The sequence below is a fragment of the Streptococcus merionis DSM 19192 genome (assembly GCF_000380085.1).
In the GTDB taxonomy this organism is placed as follows: Bacteria; Bacillota; Bacilli; order Lactobacillales; family Streptococcaceae; genus Streptococcus; species Streptococcus merionis.
This window is the reverse complement of the sequence record NZ_KB904538.1, coordinates 213,658-234,815: the sequence shown is the minus strand read 5'-3', so window position 1 is coordinate 234,815 and position 21,158 is coordinate 213,658. Positions and strand designations below refer to the sequence as shown.

At 42.1% G+C, this 21,158-nt stretch carries 18 protein-coding genes; 17 read left to right on the top strand and 1 reads right to left on the bottom strand.

What is annotated here, in order from left to right:
• Positions 1 to 170: 170 nt before the first annotated feature.
• The 5 genes from A3I5_RS0101135 to A3I5_RS0101115 all read left to right on the top strand — a co-directional run bounded on the left by A3I5_RS0101135 (position 171) and on the right by A3I5_RS0101115 (position 5,460).
• Positions 171 to 1,382: an MFS transporter gene (locus tag A3I5_RS0101135; RefSeq protein WP_018372776.1), complete on the top strand. Its 1,212-nt coding sequence runs from the start codon at positions 171 to 173 to the stop codon at positions 1,380 to 1,382.
• Positions 1,383 to 1,591: 209 nt separating this feature from the next.
• Positions 1,592 to 2,383 carry a Cof-type HAD-IIB family hydrolase gene (locus A3I5_RS0101130; protein WP_018372775.1) on the top strand — a complete coding sequence of 264 codons (792 nt, stop codon included), beginning with the start codon at positions 1,592 to 1,594 and terminating at the stop codon, positions 2,381 to 2,383.
• Positions 2,380 to 3,195, top strand: coding sequence for a Cof-type HAD-IIB family hydrolase (locus A3I5_RS0101125; protein WP_018372774.1), 816 nt, complete (start codon positions 2,380 to 2,382; stop codon positions 3,193 to 3,195). The genes A3I5_RS0101130 and A3I5_RS0101125 overlap by 4 nt, the downstream gene beginning before the upstream one ends.
• A 1-nt stretch (position 3,196) precedes the next feature.
• Positions 3,197 to 4,735 carry a signal recognition particle-docking protein FtsY gene (gene ftsY, locus A3I5_RS0101120; protein ID WP_018372773.1) on the top strand — a complete coding sequence of 513 codons (1,539 nt, stop codon included), beginning with the start codon at positions 3,197 to 3,199 and terminating at the stop codon, positions 4,733 to 4,735.
• Between the two features lie 14 nt (positions 4,736 to 4,749).
• The gene (locus A3I5_RS0101115) at positions 4,750 to 5,460 is read left to right on the top strand and encodes a class I SAM-dependent methyltransferase (RefSeq protein WP_018372772.1); all 711 of its coding nucleotides are present in this window, start codon (positions 4,750 to 4,752) and stop codon (positions 5,458 to 5,460) included.
• 346 nt (positions 5,461 to 5,806) lie between these two features.
• On the opposite strand, the gene zwf is transcribed toward A3I5_RS0101115, so the two are convergent.
• On the bottom strand, positions 5,807 to 7,294 hold the full coding sequence (zwf, locus tag A3I5_RS0101110) for a glucose-6-phosphate dehydrogenase (RefSeq protein WP_018372771.1): 1,488 nt from the start codon (positions 7,292 to 7,294) through the stop codon (positions 5,807 to 5,809).
• Between the two features lie 495 nt (positions 7,295 to 7,789).
• Between zwf and A3I5_RS11420 the strand changes: the two genes are divergently transcribed.
• From A3I5_RS11420 to A3I5_RS0101040, 12 genes are all read left to right on the top strand, one after another.
• Positions 7,790 to 8,479 (top strand): polyphosphate polymerase domain-containing protein, encoded by a 690-nt coding sequence (locus tag A3I5_RS11420; RefSeq protein ID WP_018372770.1) that lies wholly within the window; start codon positions 7,790 to 7,792, stop codon positions 8,477 to 8,479.
• Positions 8,480 to 8,505: 26 nt separating this feature from the next.
• On the top strand, positions 8,506 to 9,168 hold the full coding sequence (locus A3I5_RS0101100; RefSeq protein ID WP_018372769.1) for a DUF4956 domain-containing protein: 663 nt from the start codon (positions 8,506 to 8,508) through the stop codon (positions 9,166 to 9,168).
• A gap of 117 nt (positions 9,169 to 9,285) precedes the next feature.
• Positions 9,286 to 10,461: a carbohydrate-binding domain-containing protein gene (locus A3I5_RS0101090; protein WP_026216859.1), complete on the top strand. Its 1,176-nt coding sequence runs from the start codon at positions 9,286 to 9,288 to the stop codon at positions 10,459 to 10,461.
• Between the two features lie 609 nt (positions 10,462 to 11,070).
• Positions 11,071 to 12,414 carry a UDP-N-acetylmuramoyl-tripeptide--D-alanyl-D-alanine ligase gene (locus A3I5_RS0101085; protein WP_018372766.1) on the top strand — a complete coding sequence of 448 codons (1,344 nt, stop codon included), beginning with the start codon at positions 11,071 to 11,073 and terminating at the stop codon, positions 12,412 to 12,414.
• 355 nt (positions 12,415 to 12,769) lie between these two features.
• Positions 12,770 to 13,639: a glucose-1-phosphate thymidylyltransferase RfbA gene (gene rfbA / locus A3I5_RS0101080; RefSeq protein WP_018372765.1), complete on the top strand. Its 870-nt coding sequence runs from the start codon at positions 12,770 to 12,772 to the stop codon at positions 13,637 to 13,639.
• The gene (locus A3I5_RS0101075; RefSeq protein ID WP_018372764.1) at positions 13,639 to 14,232 is read left to right on the top strand and encodes a dTDP-4-dehydrorhamnose 3,5-epimerase family protein; all 594 of its coding nucleotides are present in this window, start codon (positions 13,639 to 13,641) and stop codon (positions 14,230 to 14,232) included. The genes rfbA and A3I5_RS0101075 overlap by 1 nt, the downstream gene beginning before the upstream one ends.
• Before the next feature lies 1 nt (position 14,233).
• On the top strand, positions 14,234 to 14,722 hold the full coding sequence (locus A3I5_RS0101070; RefSeq protein WP_018372763.1) for a hypothetical protein: 489 nt from the start codon (positions 14,234 to 14,236) through the stop codon (positions 14,720 to 14,722).
• Between the two features lie 752 nt (positions 14,723 to 15,474).
• Positions 15,475 to 16,521, top strand: coding sequence for a dTDP-glucose 4,6-dehydratase (gene rfbB, locus A3I5_RS0101060; RefSeq protein ID WP_018372761.1), 1,047 nt, complete (start codon positions 15,475 to 15,477; stop codon positions 16,519 to 16,521).
• Between the two features lie 163 nt (positions 16,522 to 16,684).
• Positions 16,685 to 17,743, top strand: coding sequence for a PTS sugar transporter subunit IIC (locus A3I5_RS0101055; protein WP_018372760.1), 1,059 nt, complete (start codon positions 16,685 to 16,687; stop codon positions 17,741 to 17,743).
• Positions 17,744 to 17,777: 34 nt separating this feature from the next.
• A complete protein-coding gene (locus A3I5_RS0101050) occupies positions 17,778 to 18,701 on the top strand; it encodes a 2-dehydropantoate 2-reductase (protein ID WP_018372759.1) in 924 nt (307 codons plus the stop codon).
• 78 nt (positions 18,702 to 18,779) lie between these two features.
• Positions 18,780 to 19,634 carry a dTDP-4-dehydrorhamnose reductase gene (gene rfbD / locus A3I5_RS0101045; RefSeq protein WP_018372758.1) on the top strand — a complete coding sequence of 285 codons (855 nt, stop codon included), beginning with the start codon at positions 18,780 to 18,782 and terminating at the stop codon, positions 19,632 to 19,634.
• Between the two features lie 148 nt (positions 19,635 to 19,782).
• Positions 19,783 to 21,153 (top strand): MATE family efflux transporter, encoded by a 1,371-nt coding sequence (locus A3I5_RS0101040; RefSeq protein WP_018372757.1) that lies wholly within the window; start codon positions 19,783 to 19,785, stop codon positions 21,151 to 21,153.
• Positions 21,154 to 21,158 lie beyond the last annotated feature (5 nt).

The following is a 21,158-nucleotide window of genomic DNA, read 5'->3' as shown; positions in this document are numbered from 1 at the left end:
TTCTATATTTTTACATGGATTTATCAAACAAATTTCTGAGAGATTATGGTTTGAGAACGTAGATAAAAATGATGCAAGGCTTTAAATAACATTGTGGTAATAGAATCTTATTCCGTTTTATAAAGTTCTCTTAACGTGTAAGAATGTTTTGAAAAATATTGGAGGATCTTTTGAAAAGATACAAAATACAAAATATATATTTTCTTATTTCAAGCAGAGCAATATCTAGGATTGGGGATATTATGTTTGACTTCGCTAATAATACATTTCTTGCAGGGCTTAATCCAACCTCCCTGTCGCTGGTTGCGGTATATCAGTCATTAGAAAGCATAATAGGCGTTCTATTCAATTTATTCGGTGGAGTCATTGCAGATAGTTTCAAGCGGAAAAAAATTATTATTGCCACAAATATCTTATGTGGCTTTGTGTGTATAATTCTTTCATTTATTTCTCAAGAACACTGGTTAGTCTATGCAATTGTAATAACGAATGTTATCTTGGCATTTATGAGTGATTTTTCAGGGCCATCCTATAAGGCTTTTACTAAGGAAATCGTAAAGAAAGATTATATTACTAGGCTAAATTCCTCTTTGGAAACAACCAGTACGATTATTAAAGTAACAATCCCAATGGTAGCAATTTTCTTATATAATATACTTGGGATACATGGTGTGTTATTATTGGATGGATTATCATTTTTAATTGCTGCCTCACTGATTTTCTTTGTTGTACCTGTTAATGAAGAAGTGATATCAAAGAAAAAGGTGACTATAAAAGGAATACTTATTGATTTAAAGATGGGCTTCAAGTATGTATATAGTCATAAATCAATTTTTATCATCATTATTCTTTCAGCAGTTGTTAACTTTTTTCTAGCTGCATATAATTTATTGTTACCATATAGTAATCAAATGTTTGGAAATATTTCAAGTGGACTTTATGGAATATTTTTAACAGCAGAGGCAATTGGTGGCTTTATTGGTGCGGTATTGAGTGGTTTTGTGAATAAAGAGTTATCAAGTAAGCGATTAATGATGTTTTTAACTTTGTCTGGACTGATGTTAATGTTAGCTACCCCACTCTATACTATATTCCATAATTTAATTATTTTATCTTTCTCACCAGCATTATTTAGTTTATTTCTTTCTATTTTTAATATTCAATTTTTCTCAATCGTACAGCGAGATGTGGATAATGAGTTTCTTGGAAGAGTATTTGGGATAATATTTACTATAGCTATTCTTTTCATGCCAATTGGAACAGGAATTTTTTCAATAATATTGGATCCTCGAAACGTCTTTAATTTCTTAATTATTGGAGTATCTATTACTTTGTTATCGTTGATATTTGGTACACTATTTAAAAAGTATAATGTGCATTAATAATTTAAATTTCTTTCTAATGTAGATATACTTTAGAAAATTTGATTATGAAATTTGAAAAAAATCAAGCAAAAAAAGATAAAGCACTCTGTCTCCTATGTGGTTTGTGCCTAATAGGTGCAGAGTGTTTTACGTCCAGTCTTGGGCGTTTTTTCGTCTTTCGTGGTATAATAAAAGTAATATTTCCTTGTTGAGAGAGTGGAGTTGGTATGATAAAACTAATTGCAACAGATATGGATGGGACATTTTTGGATCATAACGGTGCTTATGATAAGGTGCGGCTTCGACGTATCTTGGACCATCTTGCTGGTAAGAATATTCGTTTTGCGGTAGCTAGCGGTCGGTCTTATCTGACTTTAGAGCGCTTGTTTGCAGATTTTAAGAAGGACATCATCTTCATTGCAGAAAATGGTGGTTTGGTTGTTGAAAATGACCAGGTTCATTTTGAGGCGGCCATGTCTTCCGACTTGTATTTGACGATTTTGGAGCGTCTGAATGACAGCCCGTTTCCTGCTAAGGAGGTCCTCTTGTCTGGACGAAAAGCGGGTTATGTGCTGGAAACAGCTGATCCTGACTATGTGACTTTTATCAAACGCTATTATGAAAATGTCGTTGAAGTGCCTGATTTTACTAGCATTGATGATGATATTTTCAAAATCACAGCCAATCTTTCTGAGGATCATGTTCTAGAAGGTGCTGCTTGGCTGACTCAGCATATTCCTGGTGTAACAGCTGTGACCACTGGTTTTGTTTCCATTGATATCATTCGTGAGGATATTGATAAGGAAGTGGGGCTGGCTAGACTTTGTGAGGATTTGCAAATTCTGCCAGAGGATGTGCTAGCTTTTGGAGATAATCTCAACGATTATCGGATGTTGCAATTTGCAGGCACAGCTATTGCCACGGAAAATGCGCGTGAGGAAATCAAGGCGATTGCTGATTGTGTGATTGGCTCTTGCGAAACAGGAGCTGTTCAGACTTATATTGAGGAGAATGTATGACAGAGATAAAATTATTAGCTTTGGATTTGGACGGAACCCTGCTTAATTCTGACAAGCAGATTTCCCTTGAAAATCAGAAGGCGCTCAGAGCTGCGCGTGATAGAGGAGTTAAGGTCGTCCTGACAACGGGGCGCCCTCTGGCAGCCATCGGTGATTTTTTAGCAGAATTAGACCTCATTCACGAGGATGAGTTTGCCATTACTTTTAATGGCGGCTTGATTCAGCGTAATACCGGGGAAATCTTGGATAAGGTGACTTTTGGTTACGAGGAGGTTAAAGCCATTCGTCAGTTGACCGATCAATTAGGGCTGTCTCTGGATCTTTTGGATGACGGTGATGTTTACGCCTTGCATTCAGCTGTGCCAACGCTTTATCCGACTTGTAATGCGAGTTTGAATCACATACCGACACATTTTGAGGATTTAACATTGGATCAGACCTTTAATAAAGCGGTGACCTGTTGTGAGGCGGATTTGATTGATCGTCAGTTGCCCAATATTCCTCAGGAATTTCACGATCGTTTTGAGATTTTCAAATCGAGAAACATTATTTTAGAATGGAGCCCTAAAGGCGTTCACAAGGCTAATGGCCTAGCCAGTTTGACGCAGATTTTAGGTTTGAAAAAAGAAGCAGTCATGGCGTGTGGTGACGAAGCTAATGACCTCAGTATGGTCAAGTGGGCAGGCTATGGTGTTGCCATGGGCAATGCGACCGAGGAGCTTAAAGCTGTGGCCGACATTATTGCACCGATGTCCAATGATGAAAACGCAGTGGCTTGGGCTGTTCAGACGTATATTTTGAAAGAGGATTAAGATGGGATTATTTGATCGCTTATTTGGAAAAAAGAAACAAGAAGAGATACTAGAGGAAAAACTGTTAGAGGAGGAAAGCACATCTGCACCTGAGATGTCAGATTGGGAGGGGATTTCTGATGTGGCTGAGGAAAGCTTTGCTGAAGAAGTGGCACAGACTTCGAACGAGACTACTTTAGAAGAAAACTTTGAAGACGAATCTTTTTCAGACCAAGCAGAATCAGCAGAAGCCTTTTTTGAGAGAGAGGTTGTCGAAAACGATCAGCAGATTCCTTTTTCGCAAGATGAAAAAGAGATTATTGCTGAGCAAGTACCATCAGCAGAAGTTGCAACTATTGAATCAGCTCAACAAGAGATTCTCTCAGAAGAGCATGCTGGCGAAAGCGAAAATTCACTTGGTGATGCGGAAAACAAGCAACCGACAGCTGAAACGGTAGCTCATGTGCCATCAAGTCTTGAGCGAGCCATGGAAATCTTGCGCGATAAGGAAAAGCGAGCAGCAGCCGTTGAAGAAGCTGAAGCTCGTAATGCCGAAAATGAGCGTCTGCTACAAGAAAGAGCAGAGGAAGAAGCCCGTCTTGCTGAGCATGCTCGGCAAGAAGAAACAACGGAGTCAACTCAAGAAAAATACGACCGTAGTCTCAAAAAAACCCGAACAGGGTTCGGTGCTAAACTCAATGCCTTCTTCGCCAATTTCCGTACGGTTGATGAGGAATTCTTTGAAGATTTGGAAGAACTACTCATCACCAGCGATGTAGGCGTACAGGTAGCAACGACCTTGACTGAGGAATTACGCCAAGAAGCTAAGCTTGAAAACGCTAAGAAGCCAGAAGATCTGCGCCGAGTGATTATTGAAAAACTAGTGGATATTTACGAGCAAGATGGCAACTTTGATACGGAGAAAATTAATTTCCAAGATGGCCTAACGGTTATGCTCTTTGTCGGGGTTAATGGGGTTGGTAAAACGACTTCTATTGGGAAATTGGCTCATCAATACAAAGCTCAAGGTAAAAAAGTCATGCTGGTTGCCGCAGATACTTTTCGTGCTGGCGCTGTAGCGCAATTGGTTGAATGGGCCCGCCGTGTTGAGGTTGATGTGGTCACAGGTCCTGAAAAATCAGACCCTGCTAGCGTGGTTTTTGATGGGATGGAGCGTGCCGTTGCAGAAGGTGTTGATGTTCTTATGATCGATACCGCAGGTCGTTTGCAAAACAAGGATAACCTCATGGCAGAGTTGGAGAAAATTGGCCGCATTATCAAGCGTGTCCTTCCTGAGGCACCGCATGAAACCTTGCTGGCTCTGGATGCCTCTACTGGTCAGAACGCTCTCGTTCAGGCCAAGGAATTTTCAAAAATCACACCGCTGACAGGCTTAGTTTTGACCAAGATTGACGGGACAGCCCGCGGTGGGGTCGTTTTGGCTATTCGCCAAGAATTAGATATTCCTGTGAAGCTGATTGGTTTTGGTGAAAAGATAGATGATATTGGCCAGTTTAACTCAGAGGACTTTATGCGCGGTCTTTTAGAAGGTCTGGTTTAGGGGGATAGAGGACTATGCACGTAGAACACTATAAGGATAATATCCACGCTCCTTGGGGGCAGATTTTCTACACGATTTTGTTTGCTCACCTCATGGGCATCAAGGATAAGCGTGTGCTGGATTTTGGGTCAGGCTTTGGTCTGACAGCAGATTTTCTATCGGCTAATAACGACGTCCTCGCCATTGAGCCCAATGTTGATATGGTTGCAGGGCGTTTTGGGAAGGATAACTATCGCCAGTTGACAGGTAGTTTAGAGTTGCTCAGCCAATTTCCCAATGACTACTTTGATGTTATCATTTGTCACAATGTTTTGGAGTACGTGTCATCTGATTCCAGAGCTATTTACCTAAGAGAATTAGGCCGTGTTTTGAAAAGAGGAGGGCAACTGTCCCTTGTGAAACACAATGCCGCTGGCAAGGCTATGCAAAAAGCTATCTTTGAAAACGAGAGCATTCAAGCTTTACGCTTGATTTCAGGGGATATTTCATACGAGTCAACGGCCTTGGGGCATGGACAAATCTACGATTTGGAAGCTCTCTTGCCTGATACAGGCCTTACGATTTCAGACTACCGAGGTATCCGAACTTTTTATGGCCTTCAGGATAATAAATTTAAAAGAGAGAGCGACTGGATTCGCCGCATGACAAAACTAGAACTTGCAGTCGCCAGACAATCTCCTTACAGGGATATTGCCTATTTCCATCACTACACTTTGGTAAAATAAAAAGGGAGTGGGAAAGAACTCAAGCAATCAAAAAAGAGTTCGTTTCCCCCCCGCAAGGTTGGGAGTAAGACTTGTTGGCCGTGCCAACTTAGTCTTACCCCTGCACAGGTCATTAGGTGCTTTAGCACCAATGAAGCACTGCTGACTAGGATTGTAAAATGAGCCTAGGACAGACTGCCAAAGTCTAACTGGACGACTGTTGGAACCCATTCCCATCACAGTTACAGTGGTAGCGCTGCTAAAAAATCTGACATAACATCAAAAAACGAACAAAGACTGGATATCTGTTTCTGATAATCAATCTTTGGTCGTTTTTCTATGTGTAAATGACATAAGCTCATTGTGGCTAGTCAAGCAATCCATGCTCACGGTACCATTCATCTGGATGCCAGTGCCATTGGGTGTCAAATTTAGCTAACATATCAAAGGAAGCCTGTGGCCCCATGCTGCCAGCAGGATAGGTGTGGAGTGGAACTTCACCATTTTGCCAGAGTTGGACAATGCGATCAATCAAGGACCAACTTGCACTAACTTCTCGCCAGTGACTGAAATTGGTCGAATCGCCATTTAAGGCATCAAACATCAGTTTTTCGTAGGCTTCAGGTGAGTTAGCAGACGCCTGAGCACTGTGGCGGAACTTAAGGTCAACAGGTGTGACAGTAAAATCGGTCCCGACCTGTTTACCATTGATATGCAGTGAGAAGCCCTCGGTCGGTTGGATATAGATGGTCAAAACATTTTGATCAAAATCTTGACCAAAGATATTCTTAGTTGGCTTAAAGATAATATTGACACGTGTGCCTTTTTCCGTCATGCGCTTCCCAGTTCGGAAGAAGAAAGGCACATCTTTGAAGCGTTCTGTGTCGACAAAGAAGGTTCCGGCTGCAAAGGTTTCAGTTTGTGAGTTTTCAGCCACATTTGGCTCGTCAAGGTAGCCGACATAATCCTTGCGGTTGATACGACCAGCGCTGTACTGACCACGGACAAAATTTTGCTTGAGTTCATCATCTGACTGATGACGCAGGCTTTCAAAGACCTTGATTTTTTCCTTACGAATAGCATGTTCGTTAAAATCTTCTGGTTTGTCCATGGCGAGAATAGAGAGAAGTTGCAGAGCATGGTTTTGAACCATGTCCTTTAGGGCACCAGAAGTATCATAATACCCAGCCCTCTCTTCAACACCGATGCTCTCGGCAAATGTAATCTGGACATTATCGATATATTGGTTACTCCACATTTGCTCGAAAATAGGATTGGCAAAGCGAACAGCAAAGATATTTTGTACCATTTCCTTGCCCAAGTAATGGTCAATACGGTAAATCTGATCCTCGTCAAAGGCCTCTGCCAAGTCTTGATTGAGCTGTTCAGCCGTTGCTAAATCCGTACCGAACGGTTTTTCGATAATCAGACGTTCAAACCCTTGACCATCAATAATCTGCTCAGACTTGAGGTGTTTGGCAATAATACCAAAGAATTTGGGAGCCATAGAAAGAAAGAAAATCTTATTATTTTCTGTGTAATATTTGGCAGCAAGTTCGTCTTGAAGTTTTTTCAGTGCCTGATAATGCTCCGTGTCATTGACATCGTGGCTCTGATAGTAGAAGTGGCTGGCAAATTCAGCGGCCTGACGTGGATTGTCAGGTAAATCACCGAGGGAGTCAATCACAACTTCTTCAAAATACTCCTTGGTCCAAGGACGGCGCGCTGTACCGATAACGGCAAAGTTTTCTGCCAAATGACCAGACTTGTAGAGCCTGAAAAGGGCAGGATAGAGTTTGCGTTTAGCCAGATCACCGCTGGCTCCAAAAAAGGTAAAAAGAACTTTTGCTGGCATAATTCATTTCCATTCTACTGCGTCTTGTTAGTAAATCTAAAAATACAGGAGGTTGGAACTACTTTTGCCCCAGCCTCATTTTTATCACTCTTTATTGTATCACAAATTGTCAGAATTTAGTAATTTGAAAAAAGCTTCATTAGTCTAGACTTTATTAAAGGGTTTTAAAATCCTCAGAAAAATAAAATCACAATCAGTCTCTAATACTCTTCGAAAAAGTGATTGTTATCCTAATCTCTACCACTCTAAATAAAACCTTATTTTCCAAACTTAAAGAAAGCTTACTTTAAGATTCGTGAAAGAAAAAATTAAGAAACTTTCAAGAAAAGAAATGTAAACTGCGGAAGTAGGAACAAGTCCAAATGATTGAGAAAGAATTCTTCGCTTAAAATTAACCACGTTTTTCAGGCTGCTGTGAATTTCTTTTTTTACTCATCAAAAATAAGGCTTGGTGTTTTTCCCGCTCCTCAGAATTTTGAAGAAAGAGGTAAGTTTATGGCAAAAGATTTTTTCAAACGTAAGGAAAAGAAATATGTGTTAACGCAGCAACAATTTGAGGACTTTAAGTCCCTTTTGGAAGAGAAGATGGCGCGTGATCCTTACTTTGTTACCCAAAATAATACCATTTATTTTGATAATGACAACGACGAGATGATCGTCAACTCCATCCATGGAACGGATTACAAGTGTAAGGTGCGTGCCCGCCACTACGCTGGAACTGCTCAAACGTTTCTGGAAATTAAATCAAAAATTTATGGAACAGTCTTCAAGCGTCGGATTATCTTAAGTATTGACCAATACAGGCATTTTCTCGATACAGGAGAATTGCCAGACAGTCAAATTGCTCGCGAACTTGCTTACATTTTTGAAAGCAAGGCCCTTTATCCTAAGATTTTTATCATTTACAATCGGACTTCCTACAAGTCAAAAGATGACCTGTCGGATCTGCGGATTACCTTTGATGAGAGGCTACGGTCTTCTACGTCAAATCTGGACATCACTCTAGATGAGGAAATGACTCCCTTTTTTGAAGACCCTCGTATCATCATGGAAATCAAGACCAAGGAGGGTATGCCACCTTGGCTGGTTAATTATATTTCTAGTCAGCAGATTTACCCTCAATCCTTTTCTAAGTATGGTAAAATCTTTACCAAAGCTCGAAAGGCTATCTTAGAATTCGTTTAATTTTATTTAAGAAAGGAACTCATGTTATGTTTAATTCTATCCTTACTGGTGGGCTGACCGCCCAAGCGCTTGCCGTCACATCACTTGCTTCAATTGTCTTTGGGCTTGTCATTGCGTGGGTTCACAGTAAGACTAGCTCTTACTCCAAAAACTTTGCGACCACTCTAGTTACTTTGCCAGTTTTGGTTCAATTTGTTATCATGATGACTTCTGGTAGCTTGGGGACTGGTGTTGCTATCATGGGAACTTTTAGTTTGGTTCGTTTTCGGTCTATGCCAGGGACATCGCGTGAGCTGGTCAGTGTTTTTGCAGCTATGGCTGTGGGATTAGTCACTGGGACAGGCTATGTCGGCTTTGCAGCAGTAGCAACCGTTATTATCTCCCTTTTGCTTTTGGGTCTGCATGTCACTAACCTTTTTGATCCTAGTGAAACAACCCAATATTTGACCATTTCCATGCCTGAGGATGTGGAGCACGAGCAAGTTCTTCGCCCAGTCTTTGAAGAATATAGCGTCAAAGCAACTTTAGATAATATCCGTCTGAAAAATATGGGATCCATTTTTGAACTCAGCTATGATCTGGAATTGCCTAAAAATATGGATCGCAAAGCCTTTATCAATGACCTTCGTATTCGCAATCGCAATCTTTCCATCATCTTAGGAAAGAATCCACTTAAAGGTGGTTTGTAAAGGAGAAAATTTTATGAAACAGATTTACAGAAGTCAGAACAGCAGTTTTCGTTGCAAGATTTTCAATAGTATTGTAGCTAAACTGGATACAAAAGAGTGATAGAAAGCAGGAATTGTATGACATTTTCAAAAACACTAAAAAAACTAAGTTACAGCCTAGTATGCGGGTTAACCTTGCTAGTGACAGCAGCTTGTGCGACTCAAACAACAAGCAGTAGCAGCTCTACGGCTACTTCAAACACTACAAGTACATCAACCAAAGATACCAATTCTTCGATAGCAAATTCTGCTGACATCGACTGGTCCAGTTTGCCGACGACGGAAGTTTCCTTGTCAGATAACGGTTTGACCATCACTGAGGCGGGAACTTATGTCCTCTCTGGAAAGACGACAGGTGGTGTCAGGGTAAAGGCGACAGGCAATGTTAGGATTATTTTAGCTGGTGCAACGATTTCTAGCGCGGATAACGCCGCACTTTATGTGGAGTCTGCGGAAAACACCGTTATTGAACTGCAAGATGGCACGACAAATACGGTGTCGGACGCGACCGTTCATAGAGACACCACAATAGAGGGAGCGATTTACTCAAAAGATGACCTCTTCATTACAGGAAACGGTAGCTTGAGCGTTGATGGGAATTATCAAGATGGTATTGTGTCCAATGATAATCTGACGATCGAGGGTGGAAATATCAAACTAACAGCAACAGATGATGGGATTCGAGGGAAAGATGCCATGATTGTCACTGGTGGTACAATCTCTATTTTAGCAGGTGGCGATGGACTTAAGGCAACCAATAGTGAAGACACAGCTAAGGGTTACACACATATTACTGGAGGGACTATTACAGTTGAGGCTGGCGATGATGCGATCAAAGCTGAATCGAGCCTAACCATTGACGGTGGTGAAATTAAGGTGACTAGTAGTGTTGAGGCACTGGAAGGAGCCAATGTGACTATTAATGGCGGAACAATTGATGTCTATGCTTCGGATGACGCTATCAACGCTTCTAGCTCGGTTAGCTCAAATATCTTTATCAAGATCACCGGTGGTCATTTAAAGATTGAAGTGGGTCAAGGTGATACAGATGCAATTGATTCCAACGGAGATCTCTTCATCTCAGGTGGTACGGTAGATATTACAGCCCAGTCTGCCTTTGACTACGATGGTGTAGCAGAATTTACTGGAGGAACTCTCATTGTCAATGGTCAGACCCAGACACAAATCACTGCAACTGGCCCTGGTGGTATGGGTGGTGGACCAGCAGGTGGCGGAGGAAGACCTAGCTGGTAAAATGAGTTTGAAACGGAAGTTGGGTTAAAAGTACCCAGCTTCTTTAAATTTTATCGATTTATAAGCAAAGCGTTAATGGCTGGTAAATCGGAATTGTCGTAATATAGCGTATTTAGGAGCTGTACAATTAGAAGTGAGCAAGAGCCTTGACTAAAAGAGGCTGAGCAAGAAGTCCAATCTCACCACTCATCGTTTGCGTAGACATCTCAGCGCAGTGGTTGGGAGTAAGACTTGTTGGCTATGCCAACTTAGTCTTACCCCTGCACAGTTCATTAGGCGCTTTAGCGCCAATGAACTACTGCTGATTGGCAGATTTGTTCGTGTTTTACACTCCAAATCCGGCCTAATCAACTGTGCGGGGGTGGGAAAACGAACTCTTTTTTTGATTATTCGAGTTCTTTCCCACTCCCTTTGTAGTTTTCTTTTTTAAATTTCAAGGTGGCAGACTTTGGCTGTCTGAGGAGATACTGTTGAAGCATCGTATTTTCTGAGATGAGAAATTTTGGTGAGGTGCAACCGAGTCTGTTTGTTTAGCCTTGATAAGCAGTAAGAGTTTTTCAATCTGTGGTATAATAAAAACAAAGAATAGATGAGGATGAGAGTGTCGAGATGAAGTTAACTTTACATGAAATAGGCCGTATCGTTTCAGCTAAAAATGATTATAGTCAATATGAGGATACGTGCATTTCAGCTATTGAATTTGATAGTCGTAAGATTAAAACAGGGGACCTTTTTTTGCCCCTTAAGGGTGCGCGCGATGGTCATGATTTTATTGAGATTGCCTTTGAAAACGGAGCTATTGCAACTTTTTCAGAACGACCAATAGAGAAACCTCATCTTTTAGTTGAGGATTGCTTAGCGGCCTTTCAGGCTTTAGCACAGTATTACATTGAGAAGACAGGGGTAGATGTGATTGCGGTCACTGGATCAAATGGGAAGACAACGACCAAAGACATGCTTCATGATATTCTGACAACGACCTATCAGACTTACAAGACCCAAGGCAATTACAATAATGAAATTGGACTGCCCTACACTGTTCTTCACATGCCTGATGAGACGGAGAAGTTGGTCTTAGAGATGGGGCAAGATCATCTAGGGGATATCAAACTGCTCTCTGAAATCGCCAAGCCAGCTATGGCTATTGTGACCCTAGTTGGCGAAGCCCATTTAGAGTTTTTCGGCAATCGTGAAAAAATTGCTGAGGGCAAGCTTCAAATTGCTGAGGGGATGCCAGATAACGGCCTGCTCTTGGTGCCTAATGATCCCATCATTGAGCCTTATTTGCCTACCAAGCAAGAAATTCTGACTTTCGGTGAAAATGGTGATCTCTTCTTGACTGATTTGGTGGAAGAAAAGCAGAGCTTAACCTTTAGAACTAACTTTTTAGAAAGTGACGTTAGACTGCCCGTTCCCGGCAAGTATAACGCGATAAATGCTATGGTCGCGAGTTATGTAGCCATGCGAAGTGGTGTAAAGGAAGCAGATATTCTGGCTGCGCTAGCTAAACTCAATTTGACTCGTAACCGCACCGAGTGGAAGACTGCGCAAAATGGCGCTGAAATCCTTTCAGATGTTTACAATGCCAACCCAACAGCCATGCGACTGATTTTGGAAACTTTTTCAGCTATTGCTAAGAATCCTAGCGGACGGAAAATCGTTGTTCTGGCAGATATGAAAGAATTGGGCCCGACCTCGGCGCAGCTCCATGCGCAAATGAAAGAGAGCATCAGTGAAAAGATTGATTTGATTTATCTCTATGGTCCAGAAATGAAGGCATTAGCGATAGCTATGGCAGGCGATACGCGTGTGCGATACTATGCTGACTATTCAGAATTCGAAGCGCTCAAACAACAGTTGCTAGACGAAGTCCAGCCAGCTGATCAGGTCTTGCTCAAGGGGTCAAATTCCATGAATCTGGGTCAACTTGTGGCTGCGCTGACAGAAGAATAATCAATTTGTTTTCAATAGATTTTCTACGAAGCTTAACTATTATGAAACGAGTAGATTCTTATCTGCAGTTTGCAGATAGAATGAGGTACAGCATGTCAAACGCATAAAGAAAATTAATCAGCGAAAAACGATAGTATGCCCTGTTTCGAGCGACAATTAGCACCAAATGGCTGGAAAACGAGAAGTTTTCTTTCAAAATTACCGTTTTTTGGTTTTTTATGACCAGTTTTGTGATTTCAGTAGAATCAGGAAAAGTTTTCTTCATACGCCTAGTGTGTTAGGGACAGTTTTCCAACTGACAGCCTTTTCAGCTTGTGGTATAATGAAAATAACTATGTTTAAAGGAGAAGCTTTTATGAAAGGCATTATTTTAGCAGGCGGTTCTGGAACGCGCCTGTACCCGCTCACTCGCGCTGCATCCAAACAACTCATGCCCATCTATGACAAACCTATGATTTATTATCCCTTGTCTACTCTGATGTTGGCAGGTATTAAAGATATTTTGATTATCTCAACTCCGCAAGATTTACCTCGTTTTGAGGAGATGCTTGGCGATGGATCTGAGTTTGGGATTACGCTTTCTTATGCAGAGCAACCAAGTCCAGATGGCTTGGCGCAAGCCTTTATCATTGGAGAAGCCTTCATCGGTGATGACAGCGTTTGTTTGATTTTGGGCGATAATATCTACCATGGTCCAGGCCTGAGTAAAATGTTGCAACGCGCAGCCAGCAAGGAAAAAGGTGCGACGGTCTTTGGTTATCATGTGAAAGATCCAGAACGCTTCGGGGTGGTGGAATTTGATCAAGACATGAATGCCATCTCAATCGAAGAAAAGCCAGAAGTGCCCAAGTCTAACTATGCAGTGACGGGTCTTTATTTCTACGACAATGATGTGGTTGAGATTGCCAAAAACATCAAACCGAGTGCTCGCGGTGAGCTGGAAATCACAGATGTTAACAAGGCCTACTTAGACCGTGGAGATCTAGCGGTTGAAATCATGGAGCGGGGCTTTGCTTGGCTCGATACAGGAACGCATGAAAGTCTCCTTGAAGCTGCCCAGTATATCGAAACCGTCCAACGCATGCAAAACATGCAGGTTGCTAACCTTGAGGAAATTGCCTATCGCATGGGGTATATCAGCAAGGAGCAAGTCCATGAATTAGCGCAACCACTCAAGAAAAATGAATACGGGCAGTACTTGCTTCGTTTGATTGGAGAAGCTTAATGACGGAACAATTTTTTGATAAAGACTTATCTTGTCGTGCGATAAAGGAAATCCCAGGTCTCTTAGAATTTGATATCCCAGTCCGTGGTGACAATCGTGGTTGGTTCAAGGAAAATTTCCAAAAGGAAAAAATGGTGCCGATCGGTTTTCCAGAGAGCTTCTTTGCTGAGGGCAAGTTGCAAAATAATGTCTCTTTCAATCACAAGCATTCTTTGCGTGGCCTACATGCTGAGCCTTGGGATAAGTATGTTTCTATTTTAGACGAAGGAAAGGTACTTGGTACTTGGGTTGATCTTCGTGAGGGAGACACCTTTGGAAATAGTTACCAAACGATTATTGATGCCTCTAAAGGAATCTATGTTCCTCGTGGTGTTGCCAATGGTTTCCAAGTTTTGACGGATCAAGCTGTATACAGTTACCTTGTCAATGACTACTGGGCCTTGGAACTCAAACCCAAATACGCTTTTGTTAATTATGCTGATCCAGCCCTTGATATTGAATGGGAAAATCTGGAAGAAGCCCAAGTTTCAGAAGCAGATAAAAACCATCCATTGCTAAAAGATGTCAAGCCTTTGCGGAAAGAAGATTTATAAGATGTATCAACTGTTCCTAGAAATTGCTAGAGAGCTAAATGAAATTGGGATAACTCCCCTGTTGATGGGGTCGGTTGGGTTAGAAAGAGTAACCAATCGCTCATGGGAGGCACGGGATTTGGACATCCATGTTCCGAGTGACCCTCGTGGTTGGGAAGCGCCTGACGAAGGGCGTATTTACCAATTTTCAGAAATTAACGCTCTTATGGAGAAGTTAGGCTTCCAGCTGGTTGATCGCCATGAACATGAGTTTCAAAAGAGTGGTCTTTCGGTGGAATTTGGTGGGATAAATTCCCTGCCATCTTTTGCAGGGATTCCCTTAGAGGAACTTGAAGAGCATGCGGATCAAGAGGTTCGGTATTTCTTGCCTACTGCCGAACAGTATCTAAAAATCTATCGTTCTTCTTCCAAAGACAGCTACCGAGCAGATAAAAATAACCAGAAAGACTTCGCCAAAATTGCTTATCTTGAAAACATCTTAAACACCTAAATGAACGAAATACCGATAATGCCTATCGTAGTGAGAGTTTGGGGCTTATTATTCTCTTGTTCAGCACGCGGTAGCTTATTAAGGAGTGAAGCCGTTCTTCATAGATGGAAACTATGACTTAGTAAGTAGGGTCATCCACCTTAAAATAGTCTATCAAACCTTTTTGATGCTCAATGGGAGTGGGAAAGAACTCGAGCAATCAAAAAAGAGTTCGTTTTCCCACCCCGTCAGGACGACTAGGTTTTTCACAGATGAAATCGAAGAAAAACCAGACGTCTACGACGACAAGGTAATAAGACAGTATCCCGTGACATCAAGCTTTTTAGGGCGTGTTCGGTTTTAAGATACAAAGGCCGTTTAAAAATGCGATGGAAAATAAGGGAGTGACTGATGAGTCTGAAGACTCAAGGAAACTCACGCATTTTACCGAGCATTTTAGGCCGTGTTCAGTTAGTAAGCAAATGATTGGAGACAGCGAACCACTGATTAGGGATCTAAAATTGATTATCCATGTATTAGAGCCCACTCAGCAGTGGTTCATTGGCGCTAAAGCACCTAATGATCTTTGCAGGGGTAAGAAGACTAAGTTGGTATAGCTAACAAGTCTTACTTCCAACCACTGCGCTGAGATGTTTACGCAAACGATGAGAGGTGAGGTTGGCCTTGAGCCCAGCCTCTGTGTAAAAATCCTATCAGAAAACACTCATTCCTTGAGGCTATTATCAAAAAAGAAAATATTTAAAGGAAACAAAATGACAAACTTTAAACACATCATTGTCACTGGTGGTGCCGGATTCATCGGCTCAAACTTCGTGCACTATGTTTACAATAACCATCCGGACGTTCATGTGACCGTTTTGGACAAGCTGACCTATGCTGGTAACCGAGCTAACTTGGAAGAAATCCTTGGCGACCGTGTGGAATTAGTGGTTGGTGACATCGCTGATGCAGACTTGGTGGATCAGTTGGCTGCTAAGGCTGATGCCATCGTTCACTATGCAGCTGAAAGTCACAACGACAACTCTCTCAATGATCCAAGTCCTTTCATTTACACCAACTTTATCGGGACGTACACCCTCTTAGAAGCAGCTCGTAAGTATGATATTCGATTCCATCATGTATCTACAGATGAAGTTTACGGAGACCTTCCTCTTCGTGAAGATTTGCCGGGGCATGGTGAAGGTCCAGGTGAGAAATTTACAGCTGAAACTAACTACAACCCATCTTCCCCTTATTCTTCAACCAAGGCCGCTTCTGACTTGATTGTCAAAGCTTGGGTACGTTCTTTTGGTGTCAAAGCGACTATTTCCAATTGTTCAAACAACTACGGTCCTTACCAACATATTGAGAAATTCATACCACGCCAAATCACCAACATCTTGTCTGGTATCAAGCCAAAACTCTACGGAGAAGGCAAGAATGTCCGTGACTGGATCCACACCAACGACCACTCAACTGGTGTCTGGGCGATTTTAACCAAGGGACAAATCGGAGAAACCTACTTGATTGGTGCTGATGGTGAAAAAAGCAACAAAGAAGTTCTTGAGCTCATCCTTGAGAAAATGGGTCAGCCAAAAGGTGCTTATGACCACGTGACAGATCGTGCAGGTCATGATTTGCGCTATGCGATTGATTCGACAAAACTTCGTGAAGAACTCGGTTGGGAACCACAATTCACCAACTTCTCAGAAGGTCTAGAAGACACCATCAAGTGGTATACAGACAATCAAGACTGGTGGAGAGCCGAAAAAGAAGCAGTTGAAGCTAATTATGCTAAGACTCAGGAAGTTCTAAAATAAGATGGAAAGGACAGTTTTTTGACTGTTCTTTTTATTTTGTAAATCGGAGTATGTTCAGACATTGTAAAAAATGTGAAAAATTTTTCAAATTTTACAGAAAAGAAAGATAATATGTTAACTTTATGTTATACTAGCAGTATAAGAAACTTAGGAGGATGTTTTTATGACTAAAACGAAAAAGGGAACTGTCAGTACCTTTATCAACAATGTATTGGGAGGAACAGCAATCGCTATTGTTGTGGCGCTGATTCCAAATGCTATTCTGGCAACATTCTTAAAACCCTTGTTGCCAAATGTGTTTGCAGCTGAATTTCTTCACATTGTTCAAGTGTTCCAATTCTTTACGCCGATTATGGCGGGGATTTTGATTGCGCAAAAATTTGAGCTTAATCCGATGCAACAGCTCGCAGTTGGTGGTGCAGCATATATTGGTTCAGGTGCATGGGCATTTACAGAAATCACGCAAGAAGGTGTAGCGACTGGTATCTTCCAACTCAAGGGAATTGGAGATCTTATCAACATGATGATTACAGCCGCTTTGGCTGTATTAGCTGTTCAACTGTTTGGGGATAAATTTGGTTCACTCAATATTATCTGTTTACCAATCATTATCGGCACCGGTGTAGGTTATATCGGCTGGAAAATCTTGCCTTACGTGTCTTATGTAACGACTTTGATTGGTCAAGGGATTAACAGCTTTACTGTTTTACAGCCTGTTCTGATGAGTATCTTGATTGCTATTTCATTTGCTATTTTGATTGTTAGTCCTATCTCAACAGTGGCTATCGGTTTAGCCATCGGCTTAAATGGCTTGTCAGCTGGTGCAGCGTCTATGGGTGTAGCAGCTACGACAGCAGTACTTGTCTGGGGAACTCTGAAGAAAAACAAGGCTGGAGTTCCGCTCGCAATCGCCTTGGGAGCCATGAAGATGATGATGCCAAACTTCTTGAAGCACCCACAAATCGCTGTGCCAATGATGATCAATGCGGCAGTCAGCGCTCTTACTGTACCAATGTTCAACCTTATCGGTACACCAGCGACATCTGGTTTTGGTTTGGTTGGATTGGTTGGACCTATCGCCTCTCTAGCCGGTGGTTGTGGGGTTGTCATGATGCTTGTTGCATGGATTGTTGTGCCTTTTGCAACAGGTTATCTAGCGCATCGTCTCTGCCGCGATGTCTTTAAACTTTATACAGATGACACATTCATTTTTGAAGGTTAAAATTTTATTTCATGCTTAGTGAAAGGAGCATATGATGAAAATTTATATTGCAGGCGCAGGTGCCATGGGATGCCGTTTTGGTGTTCAATTATCCGAGGCCGGAAATGATGTGACCCTCTTAGACAATTGGGAGGCTCATATTGACGCCATCAAAAAAGATGGACTGAAAGTGGTAGGGGACGAAGAAAAAACGGTTCACCTTCCCATTATGAAGCCGACAGAGGCTGAAGGCGAGGGAGACTTGATCATTCTTTTTACCAAAGCCATGCAGCTGAGACAAATGTTGCAAGATATTAAGCCAATCGTTGGCTCAAAAACACGCGTGTTCTGTCTTTTAAATGGCTTGGGTCACGAGGATGTGATGAAAGAGTATATTCCTGCGACCAATATCCTCATGGGGGTAACTGTTTGGACTGCAAGCCTCAAGGAACCAGGGGTGGTCTTGATGCAAGGAAAAGGTGCGATTAACCTACAAGCCATTGATGCTAGTCAAGAAGCTTCTGGTCGTGAAGTAACAGATATCTTAAACGGTGCGGGTCTCAATGCGACCTATGACATGGATGTGATTCCATCTATCTGGCGTAAGGCTTGTGTCAACGGTACGATGAACTCAGGCTGCGCCCTTCTCGATTGTACGATTGGTGAACTTTTTGCCAGTGAATCAGGCTTGAAAGTTGTCCGTGAGATTATTCATGAATTTGTCAGCGTAGGGCTTGCAGAGGGCGTAACCTTGGATGAAGATGACATTACCAACTATGTTATGGAGATTTCTGTTAAGGCGGCTCCTCATTATCCTTCTATGCATCAGGATTTGGTGAAAAATCATCGTCTCACTGAAATTGACTACCTCAATGGAGCAGTCAGTGAAAAAGCAAAACGTCTTGGAATTTCAACTCCATACTGTCAAATGATGACTCAACTCATTCACACCAAAGAAGACATCTTCGGTATCAAATAATCTCGAAACTCTCCAAATGCTTTGGAGAGTTTTTGTGTTATAATATTCGAGTAAGAAAGTTGAATAAAGGAGTCCATCATGATTTTAATTACAGGTGCCAATGGCCAATTAGGAACAGAATTGCGCCATCTTTTGGATGAGCGTGGTATAGCTTATGTCGCAGCCGATGTGGCTGAAATGGATATTACTGACGCAGAGAAGGTAACTGCCTTTTTTGCAGAGGTCAAGCCGACCGTCGTTTACCACTGTGCTGCCTATACTGCGGTTGACGCTGCTGAAGACGAAGGCAAAGAGCTTAATGAAAAGATCAACGTTTTAGGAACAGAGAATGTCGCTAAAGCTGCTGCAGTCCACAATGCAATTTTGGTCTATATTTCGACAGACTATGTTTTTGAAGGGCAAAAGCCAGCTGGTTTGGAGCTTGAGGTTGATGAGCCTGCCAACCCACAAACGGAATATGGCCGTGCCAAGCGTTTGGGTGAAGAAGCAGTTGAGCGCTTGACAAATAAATTTTATACTGTACGTACAGCATGGGTCTTTGGGAATTATGGTAAAAATTTTGTTTTCACCATGCAAAATTTGGCTGAAACCAGAGACACCTTAGGCGTTGTGAATGACCAATTTGGACGGCCAACTTGGACACGGACTTTGGCAGAATTTATGGTTTATTTGGTAGATACTAAGCAGGACTATGGCTACTACCATTTATCCAATGACTCTGAAAAAGGGATTACCTGGTATGATTTTGCCAAGGAAATTCTCAAGGATAAGAATGTTACGGTCAATCCAGTGACGTCAGATCAATTTCCAGCTAAGGCAAAACGCCCGCTGAACTCAACGATGAGCTTGGCTAAAGCTAAGGCCACGGGCTTTGTTATCCCAACTTGGCAAGAAGCGCTGGCAGCCTTTTATCAACAAGAAGTTAAAAAATAATAGATTTATTTGTTCGTTTTTGCTCTGCAACTCTTATTTATCGTTATTGAGTGGTCTAGCCTCTTTTAGGGAATTTTTGCCAAAAAGGATATGATGTTTTCGTCAAGCTGTAAAAAGGAATGTGCTATAATAGTCTCAAGGAGCTATTATGTACGAAACGAAAACACTTGAAGAGAAAATGCGTCTGTTTATTGTGATTTTCTTCCCGATTTTGATTTACCAATTGGCCAGCTATTCAGCATCCTTTATTGACACTATGATGACAGGACGCTATAGTACAGTGGATTTGGCTGGGGTATCCATGGCAACTAGTCTGTGGAATCCGTTCTTTACTTTTCTGACAGGTATCGTGTCAGCCTTAGTGCCTATAGTTGGGCAGCATTTAGGCCGAAAGGAGAGGGCTAAAATTCCACGAGACTTTCACCAGTTTACCTATATGAGCATTGTGTTAACCGTGTTTTTCTGGCTTTTAGTCCAGTTTGGTGGAGATGCTGCGCTGGGGCTTCTAGGACTGGAAGATGAGGTCTTTCAAGTAGCAAGTAGCTACCTGTCTTGGCTATCTCTTGGGATTTTTCCGCTCTTTTTATTCAGTGTCTGCCGTAGTTTCTTTGACGCTCTAGGCCTGACGCGTTTATCCATGTTTCTCATGTTGCTTTTGCTGCCCTTTAACTCCTTTTTTAACTATCTCTTGATTTTTGGGAAATGGGGTTTTCCGCAGATGGGCGGAGCGGGTGCAGGGCTGGGGACAGCCCTAGCTTACTGGTTGGTGCTCATCATTGTCCTAGCTGTCATGGTTGTTCATCCGAAAATTAAGATATTTAAACTCTGGAAATTTTCACCGCTCAATTGGCGAGAGATGGGAGCGGGCTTTCGACTAGGTTTGCCGATTGGTGGTGCTATTTTTGTGGAAGTAGCTATCTTTGCAGTGGTTGGTCTTTTAATGGCCAAATACTCGACAGCTATGATCGCGTCGCACCAAGCAGCTATGAACTTTTCGAGTCTTATGTATGCTTTTCCTGTCTCAATAGCAACAGCTCTGCCGATCACCGTTTCTTATGAAATCGGTGCTGAGCGCTTGGAGGATGCTAAGGCCTACGCTAAGATTGGTCGGCGATTAGCCTTTGGATTTGCCGTGATGACGTTGGTCTTTCTTTTCATTTTTCGTGAAAAGGTGGCTAGTCTTTACGGGACAGATCCAGCCTTTATCCAGACGACTAGTGTCTTTTTGACTTACAGTTTATGTTTTCAGATGGCCGACGCCTATACGGCACCGATTCAAGGGATCCTCAGGGGCTACAAGGACACACGGCGTCCCTTTATGATTGGTGTGATGGCCTATTGGGGGATTTCTCTGCCAAGCGCTTTTCTGATTGAACATGTGACTAACCTAGGACCATACAGCTACTGGATCGGCTTGATTTTAGGGATTGCTAGCAGTGGTTTACTGCTTTCTTTCAGACTTAAAAAGGTCGAAGCAGACCTTGCCTATCATCAGGCTTCAGCTCACTTTGTCTCTTAGAACCA

What these genes read in the sequence shown, in the direction of transcription:
- A3I5_RS0101125 (WP_018372774.1), top strand. Translation starts at nt 2,380, where the DNA reads ATGACAGAGATAAAATTATTAGCTTTGGATTTGGACGGAACCCTGCTT.
- A3I5_RS0101115 (WP_018372772.1), top strand. Translation starts at nt 4,750, where the DNA reads ATGCACGTAGAACACTATAAGGATAATATCCACGCTCCTTGGGGGCAG.
- A3I5_RS0101050 (WP_018372759.1), top strand. Translation starts at nt 17,778, where the DNA reads ATGAAAATTTATATTGCAGGCGCAGGTGCCATGGGATGCCGTTTTGGT.
- rfbD (WP_018372758.1), top strand. Translation starts at nt 18,780, where the DNA reads ATGATTTTAATTACAGGTGCCAATGGCCAATTAGGAACAGAATTGCGC.
- A3I5_RS0101070 (WP_018372763.1), top strand. Translation starts at nt 14,234, where the DNA reads ATGTATCAACTGTTCCTAGAAATTGCTAGAGAGCTAAATGAAATTGGG.
- zwf (WP_018372771.1), bottom strand. Translation starts at nt 7,294, where the DNA reads ATGCCAGCAAAAGTTCTTTTTACCTTTTTTGGAGCCAGCGGTGATCTG.
- A3I5_RS0101055 (WP_018372760.1), top strand. Translation starts at nt 16,685, where the DNA reads ATGACTAAAACGAAAAAGGGAACTGTCAGTACCTTTATCAACAATGTA.
- A3I5_RS0101090 (WP_026216859.1), top strand. Translation starts at nt 9,286, where the DNA reads ATGACATTTTCAAAAACACTAAAAAAACTAAGTTACAGCCTAGTATGC.
- rfbB (WP_018372761.1), top strand. Translation starts at nt 15,475, where the DNA reads ATGACAAACTTTAAACACATCATTGTCACTGGTGGTGCCGGATTCATC.
- A3I5_RS0101075 (WP_018372764.1), top strand. Translation starts at nt 13,639, where the DNA reads ATGACGGAACAATTTTTTGATAAAGACTTATCTTGTCGTGCGATAAAG.
- A3I5_RS0101085 (WP_018372766.1), top strand. Translation starts at nt 11,071, where the DNA reads ATGAAGTTAACTTTACATGAAATAGGCCGTATCGTTTCAGCTAAAAAT.
- A3I5_RS0101130 (WP_018372775.1), top strand. Translation starts at nt 1,592, where the DNA reads ATGATAAAACTAATTGCAACAGATATGGATGGGACATTTTTGGATCAT.
- rfbA (WP_018372765.1), top strand. Translation starts at nt 12,770, where the DNA reads ATGAAAGGCATTATTTTAGCAGGCGGTTCTGGAACGCGCCTGTACCCG.
- A3I5_RS0101100 (WP_018372769.1), top strand. Translation starts at nt 8,506, where the DNA reads ATGTTTAATTCTATCCTTACTGGTGGGCTGACCGCCCAAGCGCTTGCC.
- A3I5_RS11420 (WP_018372770.1), top strand. Translation starts at nt 7,790, where the DNA reads ATGGCAAAAGATTTTTTCAAACGTAAGGAAAAGAAATATGTGTTAACG.
- ftsY (WP_018372773.1), top strand. Translation starts at nt 3,197, where the DNA reads ATGGGATTATTTGATCGCTTATTTGGAAAAAAGAAACAAGAAGAGATA.
- A3I5_RS0101040 (WP_018372757.1), top strand. Translation starts at nt 19,783, where the DNA reads ATGTACGAAACGAAAACACTTGAAGAGAAAATGCGTCTGTTTATTGTG.